This is a genomic window from Ferrimonas balearica DSM 9799 (assembly GCF_000148645.1).
In the GTDB taxonomy this organism is placed as follows: domain Bacteria; phylum Pseudomonadota; class Gammaproteobacteria; order Enterobacterales; family Shewanellaceae; genus Ferrimonas; species Ferrimonas balearica.
This window is the reverse complement of the sequence record NC_014541.1, coordinates 1,741,471-1,756,083: the sequence shown is the minus strand read 5'-3', so window position 1 is coordinate 1,756,083 and position 14,613 is coordinate 1,741,471. Positions and strand designations below refer to the sequence as shown.

At 59.6% G+C, this 14,613-nt stretch carries 14 protein-coding genes; 11 read left to right on the top strand and 3 right to left on the bottom strand.

Annotated elements, in window-relative coordinates:
* The first annotated feature begins 3 nt into the window (after window positions 1–3).
* From FBAL_RS07985 to FBAL_RS07970, 4 genes are all read left to right on the top strand, one after another.
* Window positions 4–903, top strand: a complete 900-nt coding sequence (locus FBAL_RS07985; RefSeq protein ID WP_013345082.1) for a DMT family transporter — start codon at window positions 4–6, stop codon at window positions 901–903.
* A 36-nt stretch (window positions 904–939) separates the two neighbouring features.
* On the top strand, window positions 940–1,767 hold the full coding sequence (locus tag FBAL_RS07980; RefSeq protein WP_013345081.1) for a hypothetical protein: 828 nt from the start codon (window positions 940–942) through the stop codon (window positions 1,765–1,767).
* A 154-nt stretch (window positions 1,768–1,921) separates the two neighbouring features.
* Entirely contained in the window at window positions 1,922–2,308 is a 387-nt protein-coding gene (locus FBAL_RS07975; RefSeq protein WP_013345080.1) for a hypothetical protein, read from the top strand.
* Window positions 2,309–2,475: 167 nt separating this feature from the next.
* A complete protein-coding gene (locus tag FBAL_RS07970) occupies window positions 2,476–4,536 on the top strand; it encodes a M13 family metallopeptidase (protein ID WP_013345079.1) in 2,061 nt (686 codons plus the stop codon).
* Between the two features lie 91 nt (window positions 4,537–4,627).
* Here the strand turns inward: FBAL_RS07970 and FBAL_RS07965 are convergent, their stop codons facing one another.
* Entirely contained in the window at window positions 4,628–5,149 is a 522-nt protein-coding gene (locus FBAL_RS07965) for a hypothetical protein (protein WP_013345078.1), read from the bottom strand.
* Window positions 5,142–5,897 carry a winged helix-turn-helix domain-containing protein gene (locus FBAL_RS07960; RefSeq protein ID WP_041251226.1) on the bottom strand — a complete coding sequence of 252 codons (756 nt, stop codon included), beginning with the start codon at window positions 5,895–5,897 and terminating at the stop codon, window positions 5,142–5,144. Before FBAL_RS07960 ends, FBAL_RS07965 begins: the two co-directional genes overlap by 8 nt.
* 418 nt (window positions 5,898–6,315) lie before the next feature.
* Here FBAL_RS07960 and FBAL_RS07955 point away from each other — a divergent pair, with 418 nt between their 5' ends.
* The 7 genes from FBAL_RS07955 to FBAL_RS07925 all read left to right on the top strand — a co-directional run bounded on the left by FBAL_RS07955 (window position 6,316) and on the right by FBAL_RS07925 (window position 12,943).
* Complete coding sequence (locus FBAL_RS07955) at window positions 6,316–7,122, top strand: cytochrome c (RefSeq protein WP_013345076.1); 807 nt, start codon at window positions 6,316–6,318, stop codon at window positions 7,120–7,122.
* A gap of 10 nt (window positions 7,123–7,132) precedes the next feature.
* On the top strand, window positions 7,133–7,633 hold the full coding sequence (locus tag FBAL_RS07950) for a hypothetical protein (protein ID WP_013345075.1): 501 nt from the start codon (window positions 7,133–7,135) through the stop codon (window positions 7,631–7,633).
* 134 nt (window positions 7,634–7,767) lie between these two features.
* A complete protein-coding gene (locus FBAL_RS07945) occupies window positions 7,768–8,766 on the top strand; it encodes a Vgb family protein (protein WP_013345074.1) in 999 nt (332 codons plus the stop codon).
* 36 nt (window positions 8,767–8,802) lie between these two features.
* Window positions 8,803–9,684, top strand: a complete 882-nt coding sequence (locus FBAL_RS07940; RefSeq protein WP_013345073.1) for an endonuclease/exonuclease/phosphatase family protein — start codon at window positions 8,803–8,805, stop codon at window positions 9,682–9,684.
* A gap of 11 nt (window positions 9,685–9,695) precedes the next feature.
* On the top strand, window positions 9,696–11,156 hold the full coding sequence (gene cls / locus FBAL_RS07935; RefSeq protein WP_013345072.1) for a cardiolipin synthase: 1,461 nt from the start codon (window positions 9,696–9,698) through the stop codon (window positions 11,154–11,156).
* 25 nt (window positions 11,157–11,181) lie between these two features.
* The gene (locus FBAL_RS07930) at window positions 11,182–12,504 is read left to right on the top strand and encodes a D-serine ammonia-lyase (RefSeq protein WP_013345071.1); all 1,323 of its coding nucleotides are present in this window, start codon (window positions 11,182–11,184) and stop codon (window positions 12,502–12,504) included.
* A gap of 55 nt (window positions 12,505–12,559) precedes the next feature.
* On the top strand, window positions 12,560–12,943 hold the full coding sequence (locus FBAL_RS07925; RefSeq protein WP_013345070.1) for a RidA family protein: 384 nt from the start codon (window positions 12,560–12,562) through the stop codon (window positions 12,941–12,943).
* 54 nt (window positions 12,944–12,997) lie between these two features.
* Here FBAL_RS07925 and FBAL_RS07920 read toward each other — a convergent pair whose 3' ends face one another.
* Window positions 12,998–14,191, bottom strand: a complete 1,194-nt coding sequence (locus tag FBAL_RS07920; protein ID WP_013345069.1) for an alginate export family protein — start codon at window positions 14,189–14,191, stop codon at window positions 12,998–13,000.
* Window positions 14,192–14,613: the final 422 nt, after the last annotated feature.

Below are 14,613 nucleotides of genomic sequence, written 5' to 3'. Positions count from 1 at the left end.
TGCGTGAACAACAGAGCTGTCCTCTACCCTATTGCTGCCGTCGTTTTCTGGGCCGGAAACAACCTGGTGGGCAAAATGTCGGTAGACGTGATATCGCCAGCTGCCATCGCTTTTTACCGTTGGGCACTGGCTGCGCTGTTATTGACCCCCTTCGTGCTGCCGTCAGTATGGCGTGTGCGCCGGGTGATCTTCCGGAATCTGGGCCGCCTGACCCTACTGGCGGCCCTGGGCATCGTTGCGTTCCAAAGCTTGGCTTATCTGGCTGCCGCCCATACCTCTGCGACTAACATGGGGTTAATTGGCGCCCTGGTGCCGTTGATTACGCTGCTGCTGAGCGTGCTGATCCTGCGGGACGCGCCCACCGTGGGTGCCGTTGTCGGAGGCGCACTCTCCTTCTTCGGTCTGGCCATCCTGCTTGGTCAGGGCCACCCCAGCCAGATCCTCGATCAGGGGGTAAACCATGGCGATGCCATGCTGCTGGCCGGTGCCACCGCTTACGCCCTGTATGGCGTGCTGATTAAGCGCTGGATCCTGCCACTGACCACCTGGCAATCGCTCTATGTGCAGATCCTGCTGGGCCTTATCTGGCTCTCCCCGGCGGCGATCCTGAGCCCCTCCATGGCGCTCAGTGGCGATGCACTGCCTTTGGTGATCTACGCCGGCATCTTCGCGTCGGTACTGGCACCGTTCTGCTGGATGCAGGGCATCAACAAGCTTGGCGCCAGCCGCAACGCCAACTTTATGAACCTGGTGCCGGTGCTCACCACCGCCAGCGCCATCCCGCTGCTGGGTGAAACCATCCACGGCTATCACCTGCTGGGTGGCGGCCTGGCACTGGGCGGCGTCTGGCTGTCGCAAAAATTGAAGAAAACCTTGTGGGCACGCACCCCCGAACCGGCCTAAACTGTTGTTACCACTTGGTTAATATTCCATGATGCGATGCGATGGTTATGGCTACTGTTAACGGCGCTGCCACTGCTGTGCAGCGCCCGTCCCTACGACGATGGTTTTGCTTTGAAAGCAGGCGGTTTCTGGGCCAGCGTTGATTCCAGCTTTGGCGCAAACATCATCGGCGTAGGCGACCCTATCCGCATCGATTTCGAGTCGGACCTCGCCCTTGAAGAGTCCAAGTTCAGTCCCTTTCTGGAACTGACCTACCGCTTTAATGACCGTCACTTACTCGGCCTGAACTACATCACCCTGCACCGCGACGCCCGGTCCGTTGAAAGCGAAAAAAGCTACGAATTCACCTGGGAGGGCGAAACCTACCAAGTGAACGCCGGGGCCTTTGTCAGCTCCCAACTCGACATCGACATCTACCAGTTGATGTACGGCTACACCCTTTACAGCAGCGAGCAGTTTGGTGTCATCGGCACGTTGGGTGCCCACGTGATGGACATTGATGCCCGCATCGGCGGTCAACTGGAAGTGGTGTCCGATGAAGGCACCAACACCATTACCGAAACCGATGCCATCGGCAAAGTCACCGCACCGCTGCCCAACTTCGGGATCGTGCTGGCCTGGCAGGCAATGGAGCGTCTTCTGGTCGCCTTTAATGCCCAGTACCTGAGCGTCAGCTTCGACAGCTATGATGGTCGATTGCTCGATATGCGCCTGCAAGCCAGCTATTACGTCACGCCCCAACTGGCTCTGGGACTGGCCTGGCAGGATTACGACATTCAGGTGGATGAAGAGCGCCAGTTCAGTAACGTCGACATCAACTTCAATTACCATGGCCCTGCCTTCATGGTGATCTACGAGTTCTGAACGCCGGGGGCAGCATTGCCCCCGCCTCCCCTTTTCTGATCGCCTCGCCCCCCTCTCTCGTTGTGACTATCACGACGACTTCCCGGCATCCCCGCAGGCGAGTCGTGTTGGCCTTGGCTAGGCTAAAGGCAACCCTAATGGAAGGAGCAAGACGATGACGTTAAAGATGATCGTGACCTTACTGGCGTTCGGCATGCTGGCCGCCATGCCGCTGCAGGCGGCCCACCACAAAATGCCTCCGGAGATGGTGCTGCCCTGCAAAGACAAAGCCGAGGGCGATGCCTGCCAGTTCAGCCGTGAGAACGGCGACGAGATTGAGGGGGTGTGCCAGGCGGGACACGATACCCTGTTCTGTCATCCCCAGGGCAAGGGCCGGGAGGAAGCCGCTCAGCAGCTGATTGCCGCCTGCGCCGATAAAAGCGCCGGAGACCAGTGCGTGATGTCAGGCCGTGGCGGTAACGAGATGACCGGACAGTGCATGGAACACCCCAGCGGCAAGCTGATGTGTCATCAGGAAAAGGTGCACAAGAAAGGGTACTGATGAACAGGGCGCTTCGGTTCAGTCGGAGCGCCCCGCTGGTAAAGCCGCCATATCCCACCTGTGACAAATCCGTTTACACCTTGTTCTGCCCCACCCTTTGACCGTCTACTCAGCGCTGGTTAGTATCCAATGGTCGCAATTTGCCTCCTCTCCATAAGGATAAGTGGATGAAAAAGCTCATCGTTGGTGGCCTGTGCGCCTCCGCTCTGGTTCTGGCTGCCTGCAGTCAGACCGATACTGCGCAAACCCCGACCGCGGAAGCGGTGCAGAAAGCCCTGGGTTCCGGTATCGAACTGCAGAACTTTGATAACAGCATCCGTCCCCAGGACGACTTCTACGGCTACGTCAACGGCACTTGGCTGAAGACCGCCGAAATTCCGGCAGACCGCACCACCACCGGTGCCTTCTATGACCTGCGCGAAAAGGCTCAGGCCGACGTTAAGGCGATCATCGAAGAGCTGGCCGCCACCGACGGCCTGGAGCCGGGCAGTGACGAGCAGAAGGTGGCGGATCTGTACCGCTCCATGATGGACACCGACACCATCAACAAGCTGGGCGTGACCCCGCTGAAGGGTGAGTTCGACGCCATCGCCGCTCTGGCCGATAAGGACGAGCTGTCCGCCTACATCGCCCACAGTCAGATCATCGGCGGCGGCACCCCACTGGCGTTCTACATCAGTGTGGATGCCAAAGACTCCAGCCGTTACGCCACCCACATCTGGCAGTACGGCCTGTCTCTGCCGGACCGCGATTACTACTTCAACGACGCCGAGCGCTTTGTGAAGATCCGCGAAGGCTACCTGGCCCACATCGAAAAGATGTTTGAACTGGCCGGCCTGCCCAACGCCAAAGCCAGCGCAGAAACCGTTATGGCGATGGAAACCGCTCTGGCCGAGCACCACTGGACCCGCGTTCAGAGCCGTGACAGCGAGAAGCGCTACAACAAATACAACGTAGCCGACCTGCCGGAGCTGGCCGACAGCTTCAACTGGGCCCGCTACCTCGACACCCTGGGTGTGGCCGGGGAGAAAGCGATCATCATCAACCAGCCCAGCTACATCGAAGGCTTTGGCAAGGTGTTTGGTGAGTACGATCTGGACGCCTGGAAAACCTATATGACCTGGCAGACCCTGACCCACTTTGCCGGTCAGCTCAGTACCGAACTGGATGAGGAGAACTTCGATTTCTTCGCCCGCCAGCTGAATGGTCAGGCCGAACAGAAAGCCCGTTGGAAACGTGGTGTCGACAAGGTGAACGGCGATCTTGGTGAGGTTGTCGGCAAAGTCTACGTGAAGCGTCACTTTACCCCGGAAGCGAAAGCCCGGATGAGCGAGCTGGTTGAAAACCTCCGTCGCGCCTATGGCGAAAGCATCGACGACCTGGAGTGGATGAGCCCGGAAACCAAGGTAAAAGCCAAGCAGAAGTTGGCCGCCTTTACCCCGAAAATCGGCTACCCGGATCGCTGGAAGGACTACTCCACTCTGGAAGTGAAAGCCGATGACCTGGTGGGTAACTCCATGCGTGCCGCCAAGTGGAGCCACGCCAGTGAGGTGGCCAAACTGGGTGGGCCGATCCAGAAGTGGGAGTGGTACATGACGCCGCAAACCGTCAACGCCTACTACAACCCGACCATGAACGAGATCGTGTTCCCGGCCGCCATCCTGCAACCGCCGTTCTTCAACATGGAGGCGGAAGATGCGGTGAACTACGGTGGCATCGGCGCGGTGATTGGCCACGAAATGGGCCACGGCTTTGACGACCAGGGCAGCCGCTACGATGGCGACGGCAACCTCAAGAACTGGTGGACTGAAGCGGACCTGAAAGCGTTTCAGGAGCGCGGCAGCAAGCTGGTTAAGCAGTACGCCGCCTATCAGGTGTTCGATGACCTCAACGTCAACGGCAAGCTGACTCTGGGTGAGAACATCGGTGACCTCTCTGGCGCCACCATCGCCTACCGCGCCTATCAGATGTCCCTGGATGGCCAGGAAGCGCCGGTGATCGACGGCATGTCCGGCGACGAGCGCTTCTTTATCGGCTTTACCCAGATCTGGCGGGCCAAATACAAAGAGGAAGCGCTGCGTAACCGCGTTGCCACCGACCCGCACTCCCCGTCACAGTTCCGCGCCAATGGCCCGCTGGCCAACATGCCGGAGTTTTACGAGACCTATGACGTGAAGCCGACCGATGCCATGTACATCGCGCCGGAAGACCGGGTCAAGATCTGGTAACACCGCACCATAAAAAACGCCCCCTTCATGGGGGCGTTTTTATTTCCGCTTCCGTGCCAACAGACCTCGGGCAGTCAGAGTGACCGACTCGTTACATCGCGTCGTCGCTGTCCAGTACGCTGCAGCCGCAAACCGCAGTGCTGGGCAGGAAGAACACAATGGCATAGTCCGATTCACGATTGCGGTGGAGTAGCCGCAGCGTCAGGTTGTGTACCCCCTGCTCCGCCATATTGCGCTGACTGAACGACTTCAGATAGGCCATATGCTGTGGCAGCGGTAACGCTTCATCCTCTATCAGGATATGGCTCTCGTTCAGGCTCAACGCGTAAACGTCCTCCTCAAGGTCGGCATCCAGCACCTTTCCGCGCATGCTCAGGGTGCCTACCGGGACGCCATCCTGCTGGAAATAGCGGTAGTTAATGCTGGCTCGATCCCCCTGCAGCAGGAAGTCGGCAATCATGTAGAAGCGGTCCTGCTGCTCCCCCACCAGCCGATTCTCCACCAGTTCATTGCGGCAGGAGAGCACCAGATTGGTGGGCTCCGATGCAAAGGGCCAGCGCCATCCGGTCAACAACGTCATGGCCAACAAGGCCAAAGCCAATCGCTTATTCACAGAGGTTGGCCTCCTCCAGCCAATGGCTGGACAGGAAAGTGGGTTCGGAGCGGAAATCGCTGATCTTGATGTTTCGTAGCCTCGGTCGGCCATCCACCTCACCCTCAAAGGTCAGGTTGAGCACCTGCCCGTCGTTTGAGCGAGCCAGATAAACCCGCTTCCAGGGCGTATCACGGCAGGTTTTCAGGGTGGAGGCCAATTTGATTCTGAGGCTGTTGAGCAGGTCCTGGTCCAGCTCCATACCACTGACCCGCACCAGCTCCAGTGGCTGGTTGCTGGCGGTCATGATCGGCATGGGGTTCTGTTTCGGGGGAATAGGCGATATGGCCGGCGGCATCGGCCACCACCACAGTAACGCGGCCACCAGCGCCATCAGACCAATCACCACCATCGCCACCGGCTGACTGGTGCGGCCCAGCGCCAGTGTCTGGCGAGTCTGCTCCGGCCGTTGCCCCGACTCCATCACCAATCGATAACCTTTACCCGGCACGGTCTGGATCAGGGTGGTGGCTTCATCACCGATAAAGTGGCGCAGGGTAAATACCGCCTTGACCACCGCCGAGCCACTCATCACCGGCTCGGGCTCACCGCCGCAGCGCAAACGCTGTTTACTCAGCGGAATTCCGGGGTGATCCAGCAGCTGGGTCAACACCAGAAATTCGGCCCGGGGCAGTTGCCAACGCTCGCCGTCTTCAGTGCGCTCAAGCACCCCTTGCTGTCGGTGGAAGGTCACGCTTCCCAGTGGCATCCCTGGCATCGCATTTCCATAGGTTTGTGAACGATGGGTACAGTGTAAAAAACTCCCTGAAAATTTCCCCAGAGCCGGTCACATTCCGGCAAACCCTTCGCCGCCATATCGTTACCAAAGCCCCTATCGACTCACTTTTTGCGCCAGATCAAACCTCGCCAAGGGTAATCGCCACAAATAATTTCGGGTAATCGCGATTATTTCGACACAAATAAAGGAATATTCACAAATTGGCAGACGATAACTCGAAAATAGACCAAAAAAGATACATCAGAGCCTTCTTATATAGGGGAGCCTAAACCCGATTTTCAGCCCCCGGATTACTGTGACCCGGCTCATGTCACCCCGTTTCGCACTGGTCAACACTGACCTCAAGCGCCGAGCAGCGCTATTTCGAAACAACAAAAAGGTGACCACCATGACCATGGACAGAAGACAAGCACTCACCCACATCATTGGCATCTCTGGTGCCGCCGCCGGTTCCGTACTGATGGCCAATCCGGTTCTTGCCGCCACTCAAACCACTGAAGGCTGGACCCTCGCCGTTGGCGACCGCCTGGCCTACGCCAAACTGGACCCCTATGCCGTCGCTGAAGCCGCTTATAAAGCAGGTAACGGCTGCATGTACCAGGTGTTCCACGGCATCATCTCCAGCCTGGCCCAATCCGATTCTCCGGACGCTGCCAAGTTTGCTCAAGTACCGACCGCTCTGGCCCACTATGGCTACGCGGGCATTCTGGGCGAAGGTTCCGTATGCGGTAACGTCAACGCTTCCGGCATGCTGTTTAACCTGCTGTCCATCAATGGTGAAGCCGCCAACGCTTACCTGACCCGAGTACTGCGTTACTACGAGCAGGAGTCCCTGCCGCTGCGTGACGAAGCATTCCTGAACGCCATCGGTGCCAACACCGACGAGCTGAAAGCCAAAGTGGGCCAGCCCACGGTTGCCGGCAGCCTGCTGTGCCACTCCTCCATCACCAACTGGGCGCGTGAGAACAACAAGAACGCGGCTGAGAAGGGCGAGCGCTGTGCTGAGCTGTCTGCCTCCATTGCCTACCAGATCGTTGTCATCCTCAACAAAGCGATGGACGGTGAAGACCTGGCTAGCATCGGCGAGATGACCGAGAGCGTTGGCAGCTGCAAAGCCTGTCACAGCAAAGCGGACAGCTTCGGCCCCAGCGTGATGACCAATATGGAGTGTGACACCTGCCACGGCGGACACTAAGGAGCAAGCCATGAAACGGACCAATACCACACGCAGTGCTTTACTGCTGCTGGCTGCGCTGGGCCTGGCTGCTTGCGGCAGTGACAGCGACGACAACACCGTCACCCCGGAGCCACCACAACCGGAGCCGGACAGCATCAGCATTAACGACACCGCCACTCTGGATCTGGCTATTACCCAGTTTGACGGTCCCGGCGGCAGCGTCAGCTTTACTCTGACGGGGGACGACAAACTCCCGGTCACCGGAGCCAATGCGTTCCAGGCGCTCTTTATGGGGTACCCCGCCGCCGGGCCGACTTCTGTCAAATATGGCCTGACCTGGCACCAGAGCACGCAGCTCGACTGCACCGACCCCAGTGGTCACTGTGACGCCGTGCTGACCGAAACCGCCGCAGGCGAATACACGCTGCGGGCCACCGGTCTCGACTGGCGTAACGAAGTGGAAGACTTCCGCGCCGCATTGAGCATCGCCGGAGCACAGGTCACCACTGACATCATCTGGACCGACTGAGTTATTTGTAATCCCTCGTCCACTGCATATTGCCGGAGCCTCGCGCTCCGGCTTTTTTGTGCCCGGTCACCACTTGGCAAAGCCAACGGCCTGAACTTCAATGATATGGCCATTCATCCGAATCAGGACGCCCCATGAACGCCCGGACACTCCTTCGGCTTTGCGCTGCGGCGATGCTGACGCTGGCCCCGGCCAGCCAGGCCTCTGCCCTGCCCAACCTGCTGACCATCACCGAATGGCCGGTGCAATGGCAGGGGCGCCCCCGGGACCCCTACGTGGCACCCGATGGCGACGTCTGGTTCTGTGGCCAGTCCGGTAACTATCTGGCCCGCTTTACCCCCGACACCGGCCAGTTCCATAAGGTGGAGATTGATGAGGGCACCCACCCCCACAATCTCATCATCAGCGCCGACGGCACGGTCTGGTACGCCGGCAATAAGAACGCCATGATTGGAGCCATATCGCCGGACAGTGGCAAGATCACCCGTTACGCCATGCCAGAGGGGGTGTCCGACCCCCATACTCTGGTGCAGCACCCCGACGGGCATATCTGGTTTACCGCCCAGTGGAGCAACACCATTGGGCGACTCAACCCCCAAACCGGTGCCGTGCAACTGGCCAGCATCCCCAGCACCGATGCCCGCCCCTACGGCATTAAGGTGGCGCCGGATGGCACCGTGGTTGTGGTGCTGCTGGGCACCAACAAACTGGCGCTGGTCAGCGCCGATACCCTCGAACTCACCGAAATCACCCTGCCCTCGGAGCAAGCGCGGCCACGACGGCTGGAGATCAGCGCCGACGGGGACATCTGGTATGTCGACTATGTGGGCGGTGTGCTGGGTCAGTACAACCGGGATGCGCAACGATTTACCGATCATCCCCTGCCCGGTGGCCCCCGCAGTCAGCCCTATGGCACGGCCCTTGATGACAACGGCATTCTCTGGATCGCGCAAACCGGGATGCAACCCAACCAGATTGTCGGCTTTGACACCCAGTCCAGGCGCTACATCAGCCAGTCAGAGGTGCCCAGTGGCGGCACCGTTCGCCATATGATGTTTGACGCCAAATCTGGCGCATTCTGGTTTGGTGTCGATACCGGATACCTGGCCCGAGGCGTCCCCATAGGACAATAACTGGGCAACCCGACGCTGGCGGCGTACAATCCCCCCATGCGTTTGTTCCCCACTTTGGTGTCGCTGCTGTTGCTGTTCAGCCTGTCGGGCTGTCCCATGCCACCGGAGCACGCCGTTACCCTCGACCATCCGGCACCGGCCAGTCTGGCCCTGCCGGAAGATGACCTGCGGCTGCTCAACTGGAACATCTACAAGCAGTTGGACAACCCCCAGTGGCAACATGAATTCGGTGGCCTGATCAACGACTACCGTCCGCAGCTGATTACCCTGCAGGAAACCAACCTGCCCTCGGTACTGCTGCCGCCACTGACCTCTGAGCACGGCTACGTATTCGCCCCCAACCTGGTGCTGAATAAACGCACCCTGTCCGGGGTGATGACCGCCGCCACCATTGCGCCAAGTGACCAGCTTTCGCTGTTGTCGGACGTCAAAGAGCCGATCAGTAACACGCCGAAGGTGGCCCTGATCACCGAATATCAGCTCGCTCCGTCCGGCCAGGTCCTGCTGGTGGCCAATATCCATGCCATCAACTTCGTCAGCAATCAGGACTTTGCCACCCAGGTCAGCGCCCTGGAGCGGCGTCTGGCCAAACATCAGGGGCCGATGATTCTGTCCGGCGACTTCAATACCTGGAGCCCGGCGCGGCTTAAGCTGCTGGCCGCAGCCACGTCCCGGCTTGGCCTACAGCCGGTCAGTTTCAGCCAGGACGAGCGCACCCGCTTCTTTGGCAGTCCCCTGGACCACATCTTCCACAGCACCGATCTGGCCGTGGTGCCCGGCAGCGCCAAGGTGTTTGACGACACCGACAGTTCCGACCATCAACCCATGATGGTCGGCTTCCGCTATCAGGCCCAGGGCTTTGCCGACGCCGAAATAGGCAGTAAGCTAGACGCCATCCCATTACAAACCGTTGAGTGACAGTCCTTTAGATGGATAACCTCTATCAGGCGGCCACCCTGTTGTCGTTGGTCGGCTATTGGGTATTGGTGGCGGGCGTTTCCCTGCGCATCGCCCTGAAGCGTCGTCCCTTCGGCGTCTCGCTGGCCTGGCTGCTGCTGATCTACATCATTCCTCTGTTTGGCGTCGTCTGCTACCTGCTGTTTGGCGAACTCAATATCGGCAAAAAGCGCACCAGCCGAGCCGAAGCGATGTTTGAGCCCTACGCTGACTGGTTTCAGGAACTGGCCGACCAGCACCGTCGTTCTGTCCCTCAGATGGGCCAGCACGCCCGCCCAATCCACGGTTTGTGCCTGAACCGCACCGGTATCCCCTCGCTGGTGGGTAACCATATGGAGTTGCTGCATCAGGGCGACGTCATCTTTGACCGATTGGTCGCCGACATCGATGCTGCCCAACACAGCGTGGCGCTGGAGTTCTACATATGGAGTCCCGGTGGGCGCGCCGATGAGGTGGCGCAGGCGCTGATCCGTGCCGCCGGCCGTGGCGTGAAGGTCCAGGTGTTGCTGGATGCCGCCGGCAGCCGCAGCTTCTTCAACAGCGGCTGGCCCGACACCCTGGCAGAGGCCGGCATTGAGGTGGTGGAGGCGCTCGCCGTGAGCCCGCTGCGGATGTTCTTCCGCCGGCTGGACCTTCGCCAGCACCGCAAGATTGTGGTGATCGACAACCAGATTGGCTACACCGGGTCGATGAACCTGGCGGACAGCCGCATGTTTAAGCAGGACGCCGGTGTCGGCCAGTGGGTGGATGTCCTGGTGCGCTTTACCGGGCCTGCGGTGCCGGTTCTGCGTGCGATCCAATCCTGGGACTGGGAGGTGGAAACCGGTGAGCGCCACCTGCCGGAGGTGCCGAAATTCGACACCCTCGCCCACGAGCCCCATGGTGAGGACGCGCTGCAGGTTATCCCCTCCGGCCCCGGCCTGCCGGACAACGTGATTCAGAAGGTGCTGCTGCTCTCCATCTACCACGCCCGCACCAGTCTGACCCTGTGTTCGCCCTACTTTGTGCCCAGCGAGCACCTGATGGACGCGCTCAAGACCGCCGCGCAGCGGGGAGTTACCGTCAACCTGATTGTGCCGGACAAAAACGACTCGATGATGGTCGAGTGGGCCAGCCGCTCATTCTTCTCAGAACTGCTTCGCTCCGGGGTCAATATCTACCGCTTCAAGGGTGGCTTACTTCATACCAAGTCACTGCTGATTGACGACGATCACTGCCTGATTGGCACCGTTAATATGGATATTCGCAGCCTGAAGCTGAACGGTGAGATCACCCTGGCGGTGGACGATGAGGAGCTCTGTGCCCACCTGACCGAGGTGCACCGGGATTACCTTGACCAGTCCTACGCCCTGCAACTGGATGAGTGGCGTGAGCGCCCGCTTCGCCACAAACTGGCGGAGCAGTTCTTCTACATGTTTGCGCCGCTGCTGTAAGCGGCACCCTGACCCACTTTATCCGATGAATATCCAAAATCTGATTGAACGTCACCCCTTGCTGCAACAATTGGTGGCCCTGCAACCCGTTACCTGGTTTAACCCCGAAGCCACCACCCTTTCCGAGGCCCTGCCCGACGTTGGCCTGACCGCCGAGGATGTGGCGGAGGCCAGCGCCAGACTGGCCCGTTTTGCCCCCTACCTGGCCGAAGCGTTTCCCGAAACCGCCGAACAGCGAGGCATCATTGAGTCCCCTCTGCGCGCCATTCCGGCAATGCAAACGGCACTGAGCCAGCGATACCGGCAGCCCCTGCCGGGCCAACTGATGATAAAGCTTGACAGTCACCTGCCCATCTCCGGTTCCATCAAAGCCCGTGGCGGCATCTATGAAGTCCTCACTTACGCTGAAGCCCTCGCGTTGGAAGCCGGCTTACTGCGCAAGGAGGATGACTACCGCGAGCTGTTGCAGCCCGCCTGTCGGGCGCTGTTCGGCCGTCACCGCATCGCTGTCGGGTCCACCGGCAATCTCGGCCTCTCCATTGGCATCATGAGTGCCCGACTGGGGTTTGACGTCACCGTGCACATGTCCGCCGACGCCCGAGCTTGGAAGAAAGCCAAGTTGCGGGAGCACGGCGTCACCGTGGTGGAGTATGAACAGGATTACGGTGTGGCCGTGGAACAGGGCCGCAAAGCCGCCGACGCTGACCCGCAGTGCCGTTTTATCGACGATGAAAATTCCCGCACCCTGTTCCTGGGGTATGCCGTGGCCGGTGAGCGCCTCAAAGCGCAGTTTGACCAGGCCGGGATCCGGGTGGATGCCGACCACCCGTTGTTCGTTTATCTGCCCTGTGGCGTCGGTGGTGGCCCCGGTGGTGTGGCCTTCGGCCTGAAACTGGCCTTTGGCGACCACGTCCACTGTGTGTTTGCTGAACCCACCCACTCCCCCTGTATGGTGCTGGGTGTCCACACGGGTTTGCACGACGGTATTGCAGTTCAGGATTTGGGTATCGATAATCTCACCGCAGCCGACGGTTTAGCGGTGGGCCGCCCCTCCGGTTTTGTCGGGCGGGCCATGGCCCGACTGATCGACGGCTACCTGACCCTGAGCGATCAGGAGATGTTCGACCTGCTCGGCCTGCTGCACCATCATGAAGGGTTGGCCCTGGAGCCTTCGGCACTGGCCGGAATGCCGGGACCCGCCCGGGTGTGCGCCAATGCCGACTACCTGGCCCGGCTTAAAATCGGTGCAGAACAGATGGCTCAGGCCACTCACCTGGTCTGGGCGACCGGTGGCGGTATGGTTCCGGCGCCGGAAATGGCAAAATACCTGGCCCAGGCCAAGGCTTGAATTCAGTCACGCGGTGATGAATCCCCCGTCACCGCCTTCAAACTCGAGGTAGAGAATGAAAAACGTCATCCACACCACTCACGCTCCTGAAGCGATTGGCCCCTACTCCCAGGGCATCGCCCTTGACCGTCTGGTGTTTACTTCTGGCCAGCTGCCGCTGGTTCCGGAAACCATGGTCATGGTGGAAGGCGGTATCAAGGAGCAGGCTCGTCAATCCCTGGCCAACCTGAAAGCGGTTCTGGAGCAAGCGGGCGCCTGCACCAACACCGTGGTGAAAACCACCTGCTTCCTGGCCGACATGAACGATTTCGTTGCCTTCAACGAGGTGTACACCGAAGTGTTCGGCACCGAAGCTGCCCCGGCACGCTCCTGCGTACAGGCCGCTCGTCTGCCCAAGGACGCGCTGGTGGAAGTGGAAGCGATCGCTTACCGCAAGTAAGTTCGCCTCGCACAAAAAAGGACGGCCTGAGCCGTCCTTTTTTATGTCTCCGGATCAGAACGCCACGCCAGCCCAAACCCAGACTTTGTCAGTGTCCACTTTGCCCGCATCCACATCACCGGCGCTGTAGCCCGCGTACTTGATGCCCGCATTATAGTGCTTGGCAAACTTACGGCCGTAGCTGACGTTCCACTCCTCGCCGAGGTCATCCACACCGGCTGTGGCCTGATCCGCCTCGTAGGTGTGGTACACCAACGCCCATTGGCCACCCAGCAGCGGGCCACCGATGCTGGCGTACAGGTCGACCAAACCCTGCTTCGGTGTGGTCAGGAACTGGTCCGCCCAACCGTTGAACTTATGCAGTGTCGCCAGCGGCGTGGCAAAGCCGTATTGGCCATCGTCCGAGCCCAGCACCTCATAGCCCAGCTTGGCGGTCAGCCCGGACCAGCCGATCCCCCCTTCCACCAGCGTATAGTCCGCATCGAAGCTCACCCCGGCTTTGTCCGACTCCTGAGTGGCGTACTCCGCCGCGTAGATCAGCTTCAGGCTGTCCAGTACATGGCTGCCGGCAAACCGCAGGCCGTAGGTGTCCAGGCCATTGCTGATGTCGGTGTCTTCCTCCAGCAGGTAGGCATACCCGGTCAGGGCGCCAATGCCGGTCTGGTAGCGGGCATTGAGCAGGTGATCTTTGGCGTCCACATCCTTGGCCTCAGCGAAGATGCGGTTGCGCTGGGTGATGTAGGCGTAGTTCAGGGCCAGGTTTTCAAGCGGGGTGTAGACGATACTGGCGGCATCAAAGGTCTGCCGGTCCTGACGCCAGCCCACGTGGCCAACAAAACGATGGTTGTCGAAGGTCAGCACCTGGCGGCCAAGACGGGCTTTCACCGCATCATTGCGGTACTGCAGAAACGCCTGGTCCAGTTCCGTGGTTTCCGGATCGGCAATCACGGAGTAGTCGGGATTCTTTCCGATGGCGTTGTTGTAATCGTCAATGCCTGCCACCACACGGGAATCCTCAAACTCCACCAGGGCGGAAAAACCATGGAGATCGCCAGTGGCGTAGGTCAGGCGGGTACGCAGGGTCAGGCCATCGGCGTCTTTCAGAGCGTTATCCTGGCTGACGTTCTCATAGCGCAGACGCATATCCAGGTTGACCTTACCGTCCTGCAGCGCCTCGATAAGGGAGTCGTTGGCCATGGCGGGCATGGCGGTCAGCAAAGCCAGGCTGATCAGGCTGAGTCGTTTCATCATTGCATCCTTTGAACCGTTTATTGTCGTTATCCCGCCCGGCGCATCCGGCCAGACCGGGGCGGCCCTCCCGCCACATCGATAACGGCTATGTGGGCCAACGGTTGCAGTGTGCCGCTGAACCGAACTCAGTCAGTAGCATTCCATTTACAATTTACGATCAGGATCTATAACCCATCGGCAACCTTGAGCGCACACGCAAAACGGTCGTCAATTCGGAGGAACAATCTCCAAGGCAAACCCCGCGACTCGTGGCGTTGATCACACTTCGATTGCAGAGAGTTTCGACAATATGTCGCCAACGGCAGCGAACTACCTCCAATTAGGTAGAAAAATATATCTAAAGTGGTAGGCGAGAAAATCGCGAGATGGTGCGATGCCTCCATTTCGTCACCATCAACAGAATGTGGGAAAAACATCGA

What these genes read in the sequence shown, in the direction of transcription:
- FBAL_RS07940 (WP_013345073.1), top strand. Translation starts at nt 8,803, where the DNA reads ATGCGTTTGTTCCCCACTTTGGTGTCGCTGCTGTTGCTGTTCAGCCTG.
- FBAL_RS07925 (WP_013345070.1), top strand. Translation starts at nt 12,560, where the DNA reads ATGAAAAACGTCATCCACACCACTCACGCTCCTGAAGCGATTGGCCCC.
- FBAL_RS07920 (WP_013345069.1), bottom strand. Translation starts at nt 14,191, where the DNA reads ATGAAACGACTCAGCCTGATCAGCCTGGCTTTGCTGACCGCCATGCCC.
- FBAL_RS07950 (WP_013345075.1), top strand. Translation starts at nt 7,133, where the DNA reads ATGAAACGGACCAATACCACACGCAGTGCTTTACTGCTGCTGGCTGCG.
- FBAL_RS07970 (WP_013345079.1), top strand. Translation starts at nt 2,476, where the DNA reads ATGAAAAAGCTCATCGTTGGTGGCCTGTGCGCCTCCGCTCTGGTTCTG.
- FBAL_RS07945 (WP_013345074.1), top strand. Translation starts at nt 7,768, where the DNA reads ATGAACGCCCGGACACTCCTTCGGCTTTGCGCTGCGGCGATGCTGACG.
- FBAL_RS07930 (WP_013345071.1), top strand. Translation starts at nt 11,182, where the DNA reads ATGAATATCCAAAATCTGATTGAACGTCACCCCTTGCTGCAACAATTG.
- cls (WP_013345072.1), top strand. Translation starts at nt 9,696, where the DNA reads ATGGATAACCTCTATCAGGCGGCCACCCTGTTGTCGTTGGTCGGCTAT.
- FBAL_RS07975 (WP_013345080.1), top strand. Translation starts at nt 1,922, where the DNA reads ATGACGTTAAAGATGATCGTGACCTTACTGGCGTTCGGCATGCTGGCC.
- FBAL_RS07980 (WP_013345081.1), top strand. Translation starts at nt 940, where the DNA reads ATGCGATGGTTATGGCTACTGTTAACGGCGCTGCCACTGCTGTGCAGC.
- FBAL_RS07960 (WP_041251226.1), bottom strand. Translation starts at nt 5,897, where the DNA reads ATGCCACTGGGAAGCGTGACCTTCCACCGACAGCAAGGGGTGCTTGAG.
- FBAL_RS07955 (WP_013345076.1), top strand. Translation starts at nt 6,316, where the DNA reads ATGACCATGGACAGAAGACAAGCACTCACCCACATCATTGGCATCTCT.